Source organism: Gallibacterium genomosp. 1, assembly GCF_000771875.1.
Classification (GTDB): domain Bacteria; phylum Pseudomonadota; class Gammaproteobacteria; order Enterobacterales; family Pasteurellaceae; genus Gallibacterium.
Genome location: NZ_JPXX01000010.1, coordinates 17,458 through 33,013 on the forward strand (window position 1 = coordinate 17,458; position 15,556 = coordinate 33,013).

Consider the following 15,556-nt stretch of genomic DNA (forward strand, 5'->3'; position numbering starts at 1 on the left):
GAGAATTTATGTCATCTCTTCCATTTAGTGTCGTGATTTTAGCTGCCGGTAAAGGCACTCGTATGTACTCCGATTTGCCGAAGGTGTTGCACCCTATCGCCGGTAAACCGATGGTTAAACACGTGATTGATACCGTAGCCAAACTTGGAGCCAATCAGATCCATTTAGTCTATGGACACGGTGCAGAATTGCTGCAACAACGTCTTGCCAACGAAAAAGTAAATTGGGTATTGCAGGCACAACAACTCGGCACCGGTCACGCAATGCAACAGGCAGCACCTTATTTTAATGATAACGAAACCATTGTAATGTTATTTGGTGATGGTCCTTTGATCAGTGCAGAAACTATCCAGCAATTAATTGCTGCAAAACCGGAAAACGGCATTGCACTATTAACCGTTAAATTGGACGATCCAACCGGTTACGGACGTATTTTACGAGAAAACAATCAAGCAGACGGCAATATTGTCGGTATAATTGAACAAAAAGATGCTTCGCCTGAACAGTTAAAAATTCAAGAAATTAACACCGGATTACTCGCTTGTGATGGCAAGAATTTGAAAAAATGGTTATCACAATTAACTAACAATAATGCTCAAAAAGAGTATTACATCACTGACATTATCGCTATGGCACACCACGACGGTTGCAAAGTAGTTTCCGTTCATCCGCAAGATCCAATGGAAGTAGAGGGAGTCAACAATCGGTTACAATTGGCTCGCTTGGAGCGTTATTACCAACAAAAAAATGCGGAACGCCTTTTATTGGAAGGAGTAATGCTAGCGGATCCGAACCGTTTTGATCTTCGTGGCGAATTAATCCACGGTAAAGATGTCGAAATTGATATTAATGTCATTATTGAAGGCAACGTTAAACTCGGTGATCGTGTCAAAATCGGAGCAGGTTGCGTATTGAAAAATGTTGAAGTCGCAGATGATGTGGAAATTAAACCTTATTCCGTTTTTGAAGATGCCGTTATCGGAAAAGGTGCTCAGGTCGGGCCATTCTCCCGATTACGTCCGGGTGCGGTATTGGCGGATAATGTTCACGTCGGTAACTTTGTGGAAATCAAAAAAGCGACTGTCGGTGTCGGCTCCAAAGTGAACCACTTAACCTATGTCGGTGATGCCGTGATCGGTAAAGATTGCAACCTTGGTGCCGGTGTCATCACTTGCAACTATGACGGTGCCAATAAATTCCAAACCACGATCGGTGATAACGTTTTCGTGGGTTCCGATGTACAGCTGGTTGCACCGGTTTCTGTCGCAGATGGTGCAACCATCGGTGCCGGTTCTACCATCACCAAAGATATTGCCGAAAATGAATTGGTGATTACGCGTGTGCCACAAAAACATATCCAAGGTTGGCAACGCCCTACCAAGAAAAAAGCATAATTAAACACCATTAAAGCTTAAAATTTAGACAAAATGCAGCGAAAACAACGCTGCATTTTGTTATTTTTGTGATCTCGTCCAAACTTCTGAAAATTAAAGGTATCCTCCATATTTACAAATATAATGGAGTAGTCTTATCATTAGTCTATCTTTTAACCCATTCAGTGTCGTATTTAGAATGGTCTATTCACAAACTCAGAGGTGATCTTATGAAATTACAAAAAACCGTTCTTCATTCAATGATCGTTGCCGGTCTTTCATTAGCCGCTTTTGCAGCACAAGCCGGACAATACCCTGATCTTCCGGTCGGGATTAAAAGCGGCGGCGGCGCATTAATCGGTGACACTGTTTATGTCGGGTTAGGTTCAGGTGCAGATAAGTTTTATGCCCTTAATTTGAAAGATGCGAAAGCCGGTTGGAAAGAGATCGCCGCATTCCCTGGTGGTGACCGTTCACAACCTGTGGTCAGTGCCGTTGACGGCAAACTCTATGTTTTCGGCGGCTTACAAAAAAATGAAAAAGGCGAATTACAACTTGTTAATGACGCTTATAGCTACAATCCGCAAGACAACACTTGGAGCAAATTACCAACTCGCGCACCGCTTGGCTTAGTCGGTGCAACAGGTGTAAATTATGGCGATAAAGTTTACGTTATCGGCGGTTCAAACCTCTCTATTTTCAACGGCTATTTCCAAGATTACACCGCAGCCGGTGATGATCAGGCGAAGAAAGATGCAGTAATGGCAGCCTATTTCAATCAACGTCCACAAGATTACTTCTTCAATACCACATTCTTCAGCTATCAACCATCAACCAATAAATGGCGTAATGAAGGACAGCTTCCATTTTCAGGACGTGCCGGTGCGGCGGTTACCGTAAACGGCGATGTACTCACTGTAATTAACGGTGAAATCAAACCGGGCTTAAGAACAGCAGAAACAGAGCAAGGTAAATTCAATAAACACGGCACTGTCGATTGGAAAAATTTACCTAACTTACCTGAACCGCAAAAAGGCACAGCACAAGACGGTTTAGCAGGTGCATATGCCGGTTATAGTAACGGTCACCTTTTAGTCACCGGCGGTGCTAACTTCCCAGGTGCAACCAAACAGTTCAAAGAAGGCAAACTCTTTGCTCATCAAGGTTTGAAAAAAGCCTATCAAACCGCAGTCTACAGTTTGGATAAAGGCAAATGGAAAGTGGTCGGCAACTTACCGGCAGGTGCAGGCTATGGCGTCAGCGTATCTTACGGTAACAAAGTACTACTCATCGGTGGTGAAACTGATGGCGGTAAAGCATTAACTTCCGTTCAAGAGTTAAGCTTTGACGGCAAAAAACTCACCGTTGAATAACCCTCCCTCCTCTTGAGTTAATCAACATCAGCACGGCAAATGCCGTGCTTTTTTGTATCTGCCATATTATTTCAATAGTACCAATTAGAAACTTCCGCTATTAAAAATACTGATTAAGTAGTACACTACTTGCGTTTATTGAGTTGACTATTGGGAGCTGACTATGAAACCTTATCTTATTGCACCATCTATTTTATCCGCCAATCTTGCTCATCTTGGCGATGATGTAAAAAAGGTGCTATCTGCCGGAGCTGATGTTATCCATTTTGATGTGATGGACAACCATTATGTGCCGAATTTAACTTTCGGACCTGCAGTTTGTCAGGCTTTACGCGATGACGGCATTACCGCTCCTATTGATGTGCATTTAATGGTGAAGCCGGTTGATCGTTTAATTCCCGATTTTGCCAAAGCCGGAGCTACTTCAATCACATTTCATCCTGAAGCAAGTGAACATATCGATCGCTCATTACAATTAATCAAAGATCTCGGCTGTCAAGCAGGGTTAGTTTTTAATCCAGCCACACCGTTACATTATTTAGATCACGTTATGGATAAACTTGACATTATTTTAATTATGTCAGTTAATCCTGGGTTCGGCGGACAATCTTTTATTCCACACGCATTAGATAAATTGCGTCAAGCCCGTCAACGCATTACTTCAAGCAACCGAGATATTCGTTTAGAAGTAGATGGTGGTGTTAAAGTGGATAACATCGCTGAAATTGCTCGTGCCGGTGCGGATATGTTTGTTGCCGGATCGGCAATTTTCGGTCAGCCTGATTATCAACAGGTTATTCAAGCAATGCGTGAGCAACTTGCTCACGCCCATAAATAATAAGGAAAAACTATGAGTCAATTTAAAGCTATCGGTTTTGATCTAGATGGAACATTGGTTAACAGTTTACCGGATCTCGCTTTAGCCGTTAGCAATACATTAAAGGAATTAAATTTACCAACACCCAATGAAGAGTTAGTGTTAACTTGGATTGGTAATGGCGCAGATATTTTATTAGCACGTGCATTGGAATGGGCAAATTTTTCTCCGAATACTGAGCAGTTAATGCAGATTAAATCCCGTTTTAACTACTATTACGGTGAAAATATTTGTAATAAAAGTCAGTTATTTCCAAATGTAAAACAGACTTTAGAACAATTAAAACAGAAAGGGTTTATTCTAGCGGTAGTCACCAACAAACCGACCCAACACGTCATTCCGGTGTTGAAAGCATTCGGTATTGAGCATCTGTTCTCCGAAACATTGGGCGGTCAATCATTACCAGCAATTAAGCCTCACCCTGCACCATTATTTTATCTATGTGGTAAATTCGGGATTTTGCCTAAAGAATTATTATTTGTCGGTGATTCTAAAAATGACATTTTAGCTGCTCGTGCCGCCGGCTGTTCAGTGGTCGGGTTAACTTACGGTTACAACTATAATATTCCGATTGCTAATTCTCATCCTGATTGGGTGTTTAGTGATTTTGCACAAATTTTAACTATTGTTGAATAGAATGAAGGAAAGAAAATGAGTAAACCTATTGTATTTAGCGGCGTTCAGCCTTCCGGTGAATTGACGATTGGTAACTATCTCGGTGCTTTACGCCAATGGGTTAAAATGCAGGATGATTATGAATGTTTATTCTGTGTGGTAGATTTGCACGCTATTACTGTTCGTCAAGATCCTGTAGCTTTACATAAAGCTACTTTAGATGTTTTGGCACTTTATTTGGCTTGTGGTATTGATCCGAATAAAAGCACAATTTTCGTACAATCTCACGTACCCGAACATACTCAATTAGCTTGGGTGTTAAACTGTTACACCTATTTCGGTGAAATGGGGCGTATGACACAATTTAAAGATAAATCCGCACGTTATGAAGGAAATGTCAGCGTCGGTTTGTTTACTTATCCAGTTTTGATGGCAGCAGATATTTTGTTATATCAAGCAAAACAAGTGCCTGTCGGTGATGACCAAAAGCAACATCTTGAAATCACTCGTGATATTGCCCAACGTTTCAATGCACTTTATGGTGATATTTTCACTATTCCGGAAGTTTTCATTCCGAAAGCTGGAGCAAGAGTGATGTCATTGCTTGATCCGAATAAAAAAATGTCAAAATCAGATGACAATCGCAACAATGTGATCGGTTTATTAGAAGATCCAAAAGCTGTGGCGAAAAAAATCAAACGCGCAGTGACTGACTCTGAGGAACCGCCTCGCGTAAAATTTGATGTTGAAAATAAACCAGGCGTGTCCAATTTATTAAGCATTCTCTCGGCGATTACTGAAAAGTCCATTCCAGAATTGGAAGCTGAATTTGAAGGCAAAATGTATGGTCATCTAAAAGGTGCAGTTGCAGATGAAGTAAGCGCAATGTTAACTCAATTACAAGAACGTTATTACCATTTCCGCAATGATGAAACATTATTAAATAATATCTTGCACGAAGGTGCAGCAAAAGCAAGAGCAAAAGCAAAAGAAACCTTGGATAAGGTTTACCAAGCTGTAGGTTTTGTAAAATAATTCTCTCTGTTTCAAGGTGCGCTGATCGCACCTTGAATTTTTCCTGTCATTTATCCACGAGGATGGAATTTGCTATGTAACTGTTTTAAGCGTTCTTTGGCAACGTGTGTATAAATTTGCGTTGTAGAAAGATCGCTATGCCCCAATAACATCTGTACTACACGCAGATCGGCACCGTGATTAACTAAATGTGTAGCAAAAGCGTGCCGCAAAACGTGCGGCGATAATTTATCTGCATCAATATTTGCTAAACTAGCATAATGTTTAATACGATACCAAAATGTCTGTCGTGTCATCAATTTACCCTGTCGGCTTGGAAATAAAATATCACTGCTCTGCCCACCTAACAATTCTGTTCTACCATAAAGGATAAATTGTTGTATCCAATAATTAGCCTCTTCGCCCATCGGAACTAATCGTTCTTTATCGGCTTTACCGATAACCCGAACAACGCCCTGTTGCAAATTGATGTTGTCAACTGTTAATGTTACCAATTCTGTTACTCGTAACCCAGTAGCATATAACAACTCTAACATTGCTTTATCCCGTAATTCCAATGCATTTTCTGTTGCCGGTGTATTTAAAAGGTCTGTAACTTGGCTCTCAGTTAAATACTTTGGTAAACGTGACGGTAATTTAGGTGAAGAAAGTAATGAACAAGGGTTGTCTTCACGATATTTTTCCTGATATAGATATTGGAATAATTTTCGCATTGAACTCAACATTCTAGAATAACTTGTTGCTTTATATCCTTTCTCCAATCTCTCACCAAGAAATGCCTGTAAATCAAGATATTGAACCTGTTGCAAAGTTAAATGATGTTTTTCCAACCATTCACTGAGAAATTTAAGATCCGAACGATAACTGGCGATAGTATTCTGTGATAGATTTTTACTTAGCCAAATATCATCTAGAAAAAGATTGATTAAAGTGCTGTCTTTCATTTAGGTTTTAATTAATATGTGATCAGGTATAATGTGCCGAAAATTGTCAATAATAACGGACTTTATCGCTATTCTCGCTCCGCCGCAAGGTTGGAGCGTGATTTTTTGATAAACCGTTTAAATCTTATTCCAGTTCAACTTATTGGCATTACTTTTTATACAAATTTTTTATTTCATTTGAGGATTATTTTATGGCTCGTTCACAATGGGGGTCACGTCTTGGCTTTATTTTGGCATCTGCCGGTTCCGCTATCGGCTTAGGTGCGGTGTGGAAATTCCCTTATGTTACCGCCACACAAGGCGGAGGTGCATTTTTATTAATTTATCTCTTTATCTGTCTGACTTTAGGGTTAATTCTAATGGCTACCGAAATGGCTATCGGGCGTGCTACACACTTAGGTCCGATAGGTGCATTCCGAAAATTAGGCAATAATAAATGGTCTATCATCGGTATTATGGGCGTATTGGTTGCCTTTTTTATCCTCTCTTTCTATAGTGTTGTCGGCGGTTGGACAGTTGCTTATTTAGTAAAAGCAGTAACTGGTAACATTGCAGGTTCAACCGATCCGGTTATTAACGGAAATCTATTTTCCTCTTTTATTACAGATCCTTTGCAACCACTTATTTACCACTTTATTTTCGGTTTCCTCACATTATTTACTGTCGTGTCCGGTGTGGAAAAAGGAATTGAGCGTATCTCAAAATATTTAATGCCAATCTTATTGATTTTAATGTTGGTATTAATCGGTCGTGCCGTTTCACTGCCTGGCGCAATAGAAGGCATTAAGTTCTTCCTACTACCCGATTTCAGCAAAATTGATGGTAGAACTTGGTTGGAAGCACTTGGCTTAGCATTTTTCTCTTTGTCTTTGGGAATCGGTATTATGATTACCTACGGCTCTTATGTTGGTCCGGAAGCAAAATTGGTCAGTTCATCCGTTTGGGTTATTCTGCTTACATTATTGACCTGCGTTCTTTCCGGTTTAATGGTACTGCCCGCAGTTTTTGCTTTTGGTTTTGAACCAGGTGCCGGCCCAGGTTTAACTTTTATCACAATGCCGGCAGTATTCGCTAGTATGCCATTCGGACATCTGTTGGCTGTACTATTCTTTGCTTTGTTATTAGTAGCCGCATTAACTTCTTCTATCTCTTTACTTGAAGTTTTAGTCAGCTTTCTTATTGATGAATTTAAGTTTCACCGACTTAAAGCCGGTGTAATATCTTTCGTACTCTTTTTCTTACTTGGTATTGGCGCTTCCCTCTCTTTAGGTTCTTGGAGCGAATATAAAATCTTCAATTACAATATTTTTGATGCATTGGATAAATCCACACAAAATCTATTGATGCCGTTGGGTGAAATTCTATTAACACTATTTGTCGCTTGGTGGCGTTGGGATAAAATCAAATCGCAAATTTGCTCCACAAATACTATTTGGACAACGCTATTACGATTACTATTAGGTATTGTTATTCCTTTGATAATATTTGCAATTTTCTTACAAGGAATTCTGTCATAAAAATAATTAATTAAAAGTGGTTGAGTTTTCAATGAATACTCTTTATACTGCCGCCCCAGTGCTTATAGACTGGAACCAAAAATGCAAGTTTATCAAACAAACAGCGTGGCAAACTCAGCTTATCAACAAGTGGTAAAATTAAGTCCATTGTTGTTTGTTATTTATTTTTAAAATCCTCATTTATTGAGGATTTTTTTTTGCTTGCGATTCAGGTTTCACTCATTCAACCAATAAATCAACACTGGAGCAAACACAATGAACCATATTCGTACTTTTAAAGCCTATGTGCGTGACGAAATTATCAAAAAAGGCGGTTGGGTAAATTCTCATGCTCACGCAGACCGCGCATTCACAATGACCCCAGAAAAAATGCATATTTATCACAACAGCAATCTGCAACAAAAATGGGATTTGGTGGATGAGGTGAAACGTAATTCCAGCGTTGAAGATTATTACGCCCGCTTCAGCCAAGCCATCGAGTTAATGATTTCGCAAGGCGTTACCGCTTTCGGCACATTCGTAGATATCGATCCTATCTGTGAAGATCGCGCCATTATCGCAGCGCACAAAGCAAGAGAAGTCTATAAAAATGACATTGAATTGAAATTCGCCAATCAAACACTGAAAGGCGTCATCGATCCGGTGGCAAAACATTGGTTCGATTTAGGTTCTGAAATGGTCGATATTATCGGTGGCTTACCTTACCGTGATGAGTTGGAATACGGTAAAGGTTTGGAAGCAATGGATATTCTGATGGATAAAGCGAAATCCTTGGGGAAAATGTTGCACGTCCACGTTGACCAATTTAATACGCCGGAAGAGAAAGAAACCGAACAGTTATGTGATAAATCGATTGAACACGGAATGGAAGGGCGTGTTGTGGCGATTCACGGCATTTCTATCGGTGCGCACTCTCGTGAATATCGTTATAAACTGTATGAAAAGATGCGTCAGGCGAAAATGATGATTATCGCTTGTCCAATGGCGTGGATTGACAGCAACCGTAAAGAGGATTTGATGCCGTTCCATAATGCCTTAACGCCGGCGGATGAAATGATTCCGGAAGGGATTACGGTTGCAATCGGTACGGATAATATCTGTGACTATATGGTGCCGTTATGCGAAGGCGATATGTGGCAGGAGCTTAGCCTTTTAACCGCCGGCTGCCGTTTCCCTCATTTAGAACAGATGGTCGACATCGCCAGCACCAACGGTCGTAAAGTATTAGGATTAGATCCCTATTAATATTTTGTTCTATATGCCTATTCCCCGGCATAAAAAAGATGGCGTATATAACGCCATCTTTTCACATTTCATTGGGAACAAATTCAACGCTTAAGCAATTTTCATATTACCAAGCGTGCCATCATCCTTAATTTCTTGCTCAACCCCAACAATTTCCCTCACCTTTTCCCCATCCTTGAACATCACAAAGCCACCGTGTGCCATTTTGGTCCAATATTCATTTTTGGTAAGCGGTTGAGTTGAGATAATAGTCACTTTATCACCCGGTTTAGCATAATCATTAAAATCAATAAAGCCGTCATCATCCACACGGAATGCCTTACCGAACGGTGCTTTACGTGTTAGATAGTGCAAAAATGTTGAACAATGCGCAATCATAAACTGCCCATTGGATAAAATAAAATTAAATGTACCCAGTTTTGACAACTCTTGGCTAACTTCGTAAACAGCATCAAAAATTTCATCTTCGCTCGGTTTACGCAAATAACGACGTTTTAAAAACTCGGTCATATAGCAAAACGCCGCTTCAGAATCAGTGGTGCCGATAGGTTGTGCTCGGCAATCGGATAAATCAGGCAATGTGGTTAAATTACCATTATGGGCAAACACCCAATTTTCACCCCAAATTTCACGCATAAACGGATGCGTATTCTCTAGATTTACATTGCCCTGTGTCGCCTTACGAATATGTGCAATCACATTGAGTGACTTGATATGATATTGCTTCACGCAATCAGCAATCGGTGAAGAGCTGCACGGTTTATCATCACGGAAAACGCGCACACCTTTGCCTTCAAAAAACGCAATGCCGAAGCCATCTGAATGGCAATCGGTAATACCGGCACGACGGCGAAACCCTTCAAATGAGAACACGATATCGGTCGGTGTATTACAATTCATTCCCAATAATTGACACATAAACAAACCTACATACGAAAAGTTAAAATTTCAGGCTGTACATTATAAATCATAATTCACATATGAGTAGTAAGGATATTAATAATAATTTGTTATATGACATAGGCTTTAGTTTGTTTGTTTTGCCTGTTTCTGTTCAGCTCGCCTTTTTTGAAAGAATTGACTGATTTTGGCACTACACTCCTCTGCCAACACGCCGGCAGTAATTTCCACAATGTGATTCATTCGATAATCTTCAAACAGATGAAAACGTGAACCGATGGCTCCGGTTTTATAGTCGCTTGCACCAAACACCAAGCGTTTAATGCGGCTATGTAAAATAGCACCGGCACACATTGGGCAAGGCTCCAGCGTTACATAAAGTGTTAAATTCAATAGCCGATAATTCTGCAATTTCTGCCCTGCTTGGCGTAAAGCCATAATCTCGGCGTGGGCAGTCGGGTCGGATAAAGTGATCGATTGATTCCAGCCTTCCGCCACAATATTACCTTGCTCATCCACCAGCACTGCACCGACAGGAATCTCTCCCATCATCGTCGCTTTATCCGCCAATGCTAGCGCATATTGCATAAACTTCTGATCTTCATTAGACATAACTATTTGATTTAATTGGATAAATTAATAAAATGGCGAACGTGGGCGGGTTCGAACCGCCGACCTATCCCTTAGGAGGGGATTGCTCTATCCAGCTGAGCTACACATTCGCAAAATTGAGGAGTTAATTCGTACTGTTTTTATGTTCTTGACGAATCAAGGAGTTGTGTTGAATTTTAATATTTTTTCCTTTCGCTTTAAAGTATTCTGCTAATTGTTGTGCAATATAAACAGAACGATGTTTGCCACCAGTACAACCAATACAAATCGTCAAATAACTACGGTTATTCTGTTCTAATAAAGGCAACCAAGTTTCAATATAATTACAGGTAGAATAAATAAATTCACGTACCACATCATATTGACGTAGAAAATTGATTATCGGTTGATCCAAACCAGTTAAAGGGCGCAATTTCGGTTCCCAATGCGGATTCGGTAAAAATCGAACATCAAAAATATAATCCGCATCCTGTGGAATGCCATATTTAAAACCAAAAGATTTAATAATAATTTGTAACTCTTTGTCGGCATTACCACGTACAAATTCCCGTAATTTTTCCGCCAACTGGTGAGTGGAAAGGTTGGTAGTATCAATAATAAAATTAGCGTGTTGGAACAATGGTTCAAGTCGCTCTTTTTCCAAATCAATCGAACCTTCTAGCGATAGATTTTCTTTAGACAACGGATGTAAACGACGAGTATCACTATAACGACGAATTAAACTGTTACGATCCGCATCAAGATAGATAATTTTCGTATTACAAGAATGAGGCAGTTGTTCCAAAATTGATTCTAGTTTTTGTGAATCAAGCGGAATATTACGAATATCAACACTAATCGCAACTGTCTGTTGCCCACTACCTAACTTTTCAATTAATTGAGGAAGAAGAAACAACGGCAAATTATCGATACAATAATAACCAATATCCTCAAGAGCTTTTAATGCAACGGATTTTCCAGCTCCAGAACGACCGCTAATAATAACAAGTTCCATAAATCAATCCACCTACAATTAACGAAAACCTATTTATTTAGTTTGCGCGTTTTCTGTGATTTCTTCAACCTGTTCCGTCTGATCATCCTGATGTTCCAAATGATCAAAAGCAACAAAAATAGACCATACCTCTTCCGGATTTTTTGCCAAACGTAACTGCTTACACAAATTCTTATCTGAAAAACATTCTGCTAAATAGGGCAGTAATGCTGAACAAATTGAGCAACAACTTTCCGGAATTAAAATCGCAAAGATCAAATCAACATCTCGATGATCGGCTGATTCATATTTTATTGGTGTATCCAACTGCAAAAACACTGCCACCGGTTTATCACCCACCGCTAATTTTGCGTGCGGAATGGCAATGCCGTTATTGATGCCGGTATTGCCCATTTTTTCTCGATTAAACAACGCTTCAAAACAGGTGATTTCGCTCTCTTCCGTTTGTGGTGAGATTAAACTGCAAATCAGCTCGAATGCTCGCTTCTTACTTGAACAGAGCAAACCGGTACGAATATTTTGCGGTTGTAAAAAATCAGTGATTTTCATATTTCAGCCACTTGTTACAGTTTAAAATGTTCGCCCAGATAAACGCGTTTTACGTGCTCATCCGCTAACACCTGCTGCGGCGTGCCATCGGCAATCATCGTGCCTGCGCTCACAATATAAGCACGTTCGCAAACATCCAAGGTTTCACGCACATTGTGGTCGGTGATCAGCACCCCCAAACCACGATCACGCAACCCTTTGATAATATTTTTAATATCCAATACGGAAATCGGGTCAACCCCGGCAAAAGGCTCATCCAGCAAAATAAATTTCGGATTTGCTGCCAATGCACGCGCAATCTCAACCCGACGGCGTTCACCACCGGATAATGATTGACCGATATTGTCTTTAATATGGGTAATATGAAACTCTTCCAACAAGCGTTCCAATTCATCGACACGCTGTTCTTTACTTAAATCCTTGCGAATTTCCAGCACTGCCATCAAATTGTCATACACGGATAAACGGCGGAAAATGGAAGCTTCCTGAGGCAAATAACCAATGCCCTGCTTGGCACGCTGATGCATCGGCAGACGGCTGATATCTTGATTATCAATGGTGATCTTGCCTTGATCGTGGCTAATCAACCCCACCACCATATAAAAAGTTGTTGTTTTACCCGCACCATTCGGCCCAAGCAACCCAACAATTTCACCGGAATTAATCGTTAAACTGACACCATTAACCACCGGACGACCTTTATAACTTTTACTTAACTGTTCAGCAGATAAAACTGACATAAATATGCTCTAATTCGATTTTAATTGGTTTGGAATCAAAATGGTTTTCACACGAGAATTACCGTTACCATTCGCTTTCAACTGTTGTTTTTTCACATCATAAGTGATGATGTCGCCATTAATACAGCTATCTTCTTGCTTCAACTGTGCATTATCGATAAGCGTTAAAAACTCTTTTCCTAAATCATAATGTACTTTATCGGCATTACCATAAACCATTTTGCCATTATCCAATTTTTGTTGGAATTTAACTGGTTTACCATAAGCATCTACGGTTTCTTTCTTATTTTTGGCTTTATCTTTCTCATTTGGACGAGTAATCACCACTTTATCAGCATCAATTTTGACACTACCTTGCGTAATCACTACATTGGTATCAAAAGTCACAACATTATTGGTTAAATCTAATGACTGATTATCCGACTCGATGTTAATAGGCTGCTCGGAATCACCAGTCAACGCATTTGCCGAATAACTGACAAATAAAGCGAGTAACGCAAAAGCAAAATTAATTTTTTTGGATTTCATAATATGTTTTAACCTGTTCTTTTAATGTTGCGGATTCTTTTCTCAAATTGCCATCCAACGCTTTTCCTTGACTGGTAAAATTCAGCCCAGTCAAGGTCACCATTGTATCAGATGTTATATCCTGTGTCGTTAAATTGACAAACGCCCTCTCTGCATCAATCGTCTGTAATTTTGAAGTTTCAACTAAACTTTGCAATTTTACATTGCCTTGTAAAGTCAATTTATCCTTATCCGTCAATGTGGCTGTATCTGCCTGTAAACGCCAAGTTTTTATCTGATTTTCATCATAAACATACAGTATCGGCTGACTGAATACGGTCTTATCATTATTAAAATAATCGACATTACTTGATTGTGCCTGATATTGGATTGATCCTGTCGGACCGAATACTGTTGTTGTCATCTGTTTGGCGATATATTCTGGTGCGGAATCATCTTTCACTAGGGTTGGCACATTATTATGCTGTAGCGAATAAAGCCACGCCAACAAAGCAAATACGATCACCGCAAGTAAAATATTCCAACGAATGGACATAAACAAAATACCTTTTTCAGTAAAATTTTTAGCCGCAAAATAATAGCATAAAATCGTTATTAATGAGTTATTTTTCAACAAAACACTTTCTTCTGTTAAAATAGCAACTTTACGATCAAGAACATAAGGCACAAAATAAATGCAAAATATTCTTATCGAAGTGAAAGATCTCATTTTCAAACGCGGTGAAAGAACGATTTATAACGGTCTAAACCTAAAAATCGAGCAGGGCAAAATCACCGCTATTATGGGACCTTCCGGAATTGGTAAAACGACTTTATTGAAACTCATCGGCGGTCAATTAATTCCGGAGCAAGGTCAAATTCTGTTCGACGGACAAGGTATTTGTAATTTATCCGACAAAGCACTTTATAAAGTTCGGGAACGGATGGGAATGTTATTCCAATCAAGTGCATTATTTACTGATATGACCACCTTTGAAAATGTAGCTTTTCCTATTCGTGAACATACCAAACTGCCGGAAAGCATTATTCGCAAAATGGTGTTAATGAAATTAGAAACTGTCGGTTTGCGCGGCGCAGCAAATTTGATGCCGAATGAGTTATCGGGCGGAATGGCTCGTCGTGCCGCACTAGCTCGTGCAATTGCGTTAGATCCAGATTTAATTATGTATGATGAACCTTTCACCGGGCAGGATCCAATCAGTATGGGGGTGATTGTTGATTTAATCAAAAAATTAAATCAAACCTTGAATCTAACTTCTATTGTTATTTCGCACGATGTCACAGAAGTTTTAAGTATCGCCGATTATGCTTATATCGTGGCGGAACAAAAAATTATTGCGGAAGGTATGCCTCAACAACTACGGCAGAGCCAAGATCCACGTGTGGTTCAATTTTTATCTGGACAAGCAGATGGTCCAGTGAAATTCCACTATCCGGCACAAAACTATGAAGAGGAATTATTTCAGTGAAAATCACAATTATTGAGTGGATGGGAAAACGTGGCGTTCATTGGTTGCGCACGTTGGGGAAATCTGCCTTAATGCTTTATGGTGCATTAATCGGTGTCCCTCAGTTTAGAAAAAATTTTCCTTTAGTTGTCAAACAGTTATATGTGTTAGGCGTACAATCCTTGCTGATTATTGTGCTTTCCGGCCTTTTTATCGGGATGGTACTTGGTTTACAGGGTTATGTTATTTTGGTCGATTTTTCTGCTGAAACCAGCTTAGGGCAACTCGTTGCCTTATCACTGTTACGTGAACTTGGGCCAGTGGTAACAGCATTGCTTTTCGCTGGTCGAGCCGGCTCTGCATTGACGGCGGAAATCGGTTTAATGAAAGCAACAGAACAACTTTCCGGACTAGAAATGATGGCAGTCAATCCTTTAAGGCGTGTTATTGCTCCTCGTTTTTGGGCGGGAATGATTGCAATGCCATTACTTGCCTTAATCTTTACTGCTGTGGGCATATGGGGTGGCTCTTTAGTCGGCGTTGACTGGAAAGGTGTTGACAGCGGTAGTTTCTGGTCGGTAATGCAAAGCGCTGTTGTTTGGGGCAAAGACATCGGTAATGGCATCATTAAAAGTTTATGTTTTGCACTCAGCGTAGTTTGGATCGCATTATTTAACGGCTACAATGCTTTACCAACTTCAGAAGGTATCAGCCAAGCTACGACCAAAACTGTAGTACAGTCTTCATTAGTGGTATTGGCATTAGATTTTATTTTAACTGCATTAATGTTCGGCGGAAGTTAATCA

At 39.9% G+C, this 15,556-nt stretch carries 17 protein-coding genes and 1 tRNA gene; 9 read left to right on the plus strand and 9 right to left on the minus strand.

What is annotated here, in order from left to right:
* Nucleotides 1-8 precede the first annotated feature (8 nt).
* The 5 genes from glmU (at nucleotide 9) to trpS (ending at nucleotide 5,273) form a co-directional block, all read left to right on the plus strand.
* Entirely contained in the window at nucleotides 9-1,394 is a 1,386-nt protein-coding gene (gene glmU, locus JP36_RS03895) for a bifunctional UDP-N-acetylglucosamine diphosphorylase/glucosamine-1-phosphate N-acetyltransferase GlmU (protein WP_039172158.1), read from the plus strand.
* A gap of 209 nt (nucleotides 1,395-1,603) precedes the next feature.
* A complete protein-coding gene (locus JP36_RS03900) occupies nucleotides 1,604-2,746 on the plus strand; it encodes an N-acetylneuraminate epimerase (protein ID WP_039172161.1) in 1,143 nt (380 codons plus the stop codon).
* Nucleotides 2,747-2,909: 163 nt separating this feature from the next.
* The gene (gene rpe / locus JP36_RS03905) at nucleotides 2,910-3,584 is read left to right on the plus strand and encodes a ribulose-phosphate 3-epimerase (protein WP_039134972.1); all 675 of its coding nucleotides are present in this window, start codon (nucleotides 2,910-2,912) and stop codon (nucleotides 3,582-3,584) included.
* Nucleotides 3,585-3,596: 12 nt separating this feature from the next.
* Nucleotides 3,597-4,259 (plus strand): phosphoglycolate phosphatase, encoded by a 663-nt coding sequence (locus JP36_RS03910; RefSeq protein ID WP_039134974.1) that lies wholly within the window; start codon nucleotides 3,597-3,599, stop codon nucleotides 4,257-4,259.
* A gap of 15 nt (nucleotides 4,260-4,274) precedes the next feature.
* Entirely contained in the window at nucleotides 4,275-5,273 is a 999-nt protein-coding gene (gene trpS, locus JP36_RS03915) for a tryptophan--tRNA ligase (protein WP_039172163.1), read from the plus strand.
* A 50-nt stretch (nucleotides 5,274-5,323) separates the two neighbouring features.
* On the opposite strand, the gene xerD is transcribed toward trpS, so the two are convergent.
* Nucleotides 5,324-6,217 (minus strand): site-specific tyrosine recombinase XerD, encoded by an 894-nt coding sequence (xerD, locus tag JP36_RS03920; protein WP_039172165.1) that lies wholly within the window; start codon nucleotides 6,215-6,217, stop codon nucleotides 5,324-5,326.
* Nucleotides 6,218-6,408: 191 nt separating this feature from the next.
* Here xerD and JP36_RS03925 point away from each other — a divergent pair, with 191 nt between their 5' ends.
* Entirely contained in the window at nucleotides 6,409-7,734 is a 1,326-nt protein-coding gene (locus JP36_RS03925; RefSeq protein WP_039172167.1) for a sodium-dependent transporter, read from the plus strand.
* Nucleotides 7,735-7,989: 255 nt separating this feature from the next.
* A complete protein-coding gene (locus tag JP36_RS03930) occupies nucleotides 7,990-8,979 on the plus strand; it encodes an amidohydrolase family protein (RefSeq protein WP_013746467.1) in 990 nt (329 codons plus the stop codon).
* 90 nt (nucleotides 8,980-9,069) lie between these two features.
* Here JP36_RS03930 and JP36_RS03935 read toward each other — a convergent pair whose 3' ends face one another.
* The 8 genes from JP36_RS03935 to lptC form a co-directional block, all read right to left on the minus strand.
* Nucleotides 9,070-9,897 (minus strand): class II glutamine amidotransferase, encoded by an 828-nt coding sequence (locus tag JP36_RS03935; protein WP_039172169.1) that lies wholly within the window; start codon nucleotides 9,895-9,897, stop codon nucleotides 9,070-9,072.
* Nucleotides 9,898-10,005: 108 nt separating this feature from the next.
* Complete coding sequence (gene tadA, locus JP36_RS03940; protein ID WP_039172172.1) at nucleotides 10,006-10,491, minus strand: tRNA adenosine(34) deaminase TadA; 486 nt, start codon at nucleotides 10,489-10,491, stop codon at nucleotides 10,006-10,008.
* A 33-nt stretch (nucleotides 10,492-10,524) separates the two neighbouring features.
* Nucleotides 10,525-10,601, minus strand: a tRNA-Arg gene (locus JP36_RS03945).
* 14 nt (nucleotides 10,602-10,615) lie between these two features.
* Entirely contained in the window at nucleotides 10,616-11,485 is an 870-nt protein-coding gene (gene rapZ, locus JP36_RS03950; RefSeq protein WP_039172175.1) for an RNase adapter RapZ, read from the minus strand.
* Nucleotides 11,486-11,518: 33 nt separating this feature from the next.
* Nucleotides 11,519-12,034, minus strand: coding sequence for a PTS IIA-like nitrogen regulatory protein PtsN (gene ptsN / locus JP36_RS03955; protein ID WP_039172178.1), 516 nt, complete (start codon nucleotides 12,032-12,034; stop codon nucleotides 11,519-11,521).
* Between the two features lie 14 nt (nucleotides 12,035-12,048).
* Nucleotides 12,049-12,774, minus strand: coding sequence for an LPS export ABC transporter ATP-binding protein (gene lptB, locus JP36_RS03960; RefSeq protein WP_013746238.1), 726 nt, complete (start codon nucleotides 12,772-12,774; stop codon nucleotides 12,049-12,051).
* A gap of 9 nt (nucleotides 12,775-12,783) precedes the next feature.
* Nucleotides 12,784-13,302, minus strand: a complete 519-nt coding sequence (gene lptA / locus JP36_RS03965) for a lipopolysaccharide transport periplasmic protein LptA (RefSeq protein WP_039172180.1) — start codon at nucleotides 13,300-13,302, stop codon at nucleotides 12,784-12,786.
* The gene (gene lptC / locus JP36_RS03970) at nucleotides 13,283-13,837 is read right to left on the minus strand and encodes an LPS export ABC transporter periplasmic protein LptC (protein WP_039089141.1); all 555 of its coding nucleotides are present in this window, start codon (nucleotides 13,835-13,837) and stop codon (nucleotides 13,283-13,285) included. The genes lptA and lptC overlap by 20 nt, the downstream gene beginning before the upstream one ends.
* A gap of 139 nt (nucleotides 13,838-13,976) precedes the next feature.
* Between lptC and JP36_RS03975 the strand changes: the two genes are divergently transcribed.
* Entirely contained in the window at nucleotides 13,977-14,771 is a 795-nt protein-coding gene (locus JP36_RS03975; RefSeq protein ID WP_039172182.1) for an ATP-binding cassette domain-containing protein, read from the plus strand.
* A gap of 20 nt (nucleotides 14,772-14,791) precedes the next feature.
* Nucleotides 14,792-15,553, plus strand: coding sequence for a lipid asymmetry maintenance ABC transporter permease subunit MlaE (mlaE, locus tag JP36_RS03980; RefSeq protein WP_039172248.1), 762 nt, complete (start codon nucleotides 14,792-14,794; stop codon nucleotides 15,551-15,553).
* The last annotated feature ends 3 nt before the right edge of the window (nucleotides 15,554-15,556 follow it).

Coding starts and splice junctions, on each gene's coding strand:
- glmU (WP_039172158.1), top strand. CDS start 9: ATGTCATCTCTTCCATTTAGTGTCGTGATTTTAGCTGCCGGTAAAGGC.
- JP36_RS03900 (WP_039172161.1), top strand. CDS start 1,604: ATGAAATTACAAAAAACCGTTCTTCATTCAATGATCGTTGCCGGTCTT.
- rpe (WP_039134972.1), top strand. CDS start 2,910: ATGAAACCTTATCTTATTGCACCATCTATTTTATCCGCCAATCTTGCT.
- JP36_RS03910 (WP_039134974.1), top strand. CDS start 3,597: ATGAGTCAATTTAAAGCTATCGGTTTTGATCTAGATGGAACATTGGTT.
- trpS (WP_039172163.1), top strand. CDS start 4,275: ATGAGTAAACCTATTGTATTTAGCGGCGTTCAGCCTTCCGGTGAATTG.
- xerD (WP_039172165.1), bottom strand. CDS start 6,217: ATGAAAGACAGCACTTTAATCAATCTTTTTCTAGATGATATTTGGCTA.
- JP36_RS03925 (WP_039172167.1), top strand. CDS start 6,409: ATGGCTCGTTCACAATGGGGGTCACGTCTTGGCTTTATTTTGGCATCT.
- JP36_RS03930 (WP_013746467.1), top strand. CDS start 7,990: ATGAACCATATTCGTACTTTTAAAGCCTATGTGCGTGACGAAATTATC.
- JP36_RS03935 (WP_039172169.1), bottom strand. CDS start 9,897: ATGTGTCAATTATTGGGAATGAATTGTAATACACCGACCGATATCGTG.
- tadA (WP_039172172.1), bottom strand. CDS start 10,491: ATGTCTAATGAAGATCAGAAGTTTATGCAATATGCGCTAGCATTGGCG.
- rapZ (WP_039172175.1), bottom strand. CDS start 11,485: ATGGAACTTGTTATTATTAGCGGTCGTTCTGGAGCTGGAAAATCCGTT.
- ptsN (WP_039172178.1), bottom strand. CDS start 12,034: ATGAAAATCACTGATTTTTTACAACCGCAAAATATTCGTACCGGTTTG.
- lptB (WP_013746238.1), bottom strand. CDS start 12,774: ATGTCAGTTTTATCTGCTGAACAGTTAAGTAAAAGTTATAAAGGTCGT.
- lptA (WP_039172180.1), bottom strand. CDS start 13,302: ATGAAATCCAAAAAAATTAATTTTGCTTTTGCGTTACTCGCTTTATTT.
- lptC (WP_039089141.1), bottom strand. CDS start 13,837: ATGTCCATTCGTTGGAATATTTTACTTGCGGTGATCGTATTTGCTTTG.
- JP36_RS03975 (WP_039172182.1), top strand. CDS start 13,977: ATGCAAAATATTCTTATCGAAGTGAAAGATCTCATTTTCAAACGCGGT.
- mlaE (WP_039172248.1), top strand. CDS start 14,792: ATGGGAAAACGTGGCGTTCATTGGTTGCGCACGTTGGGGAAATCTGCC.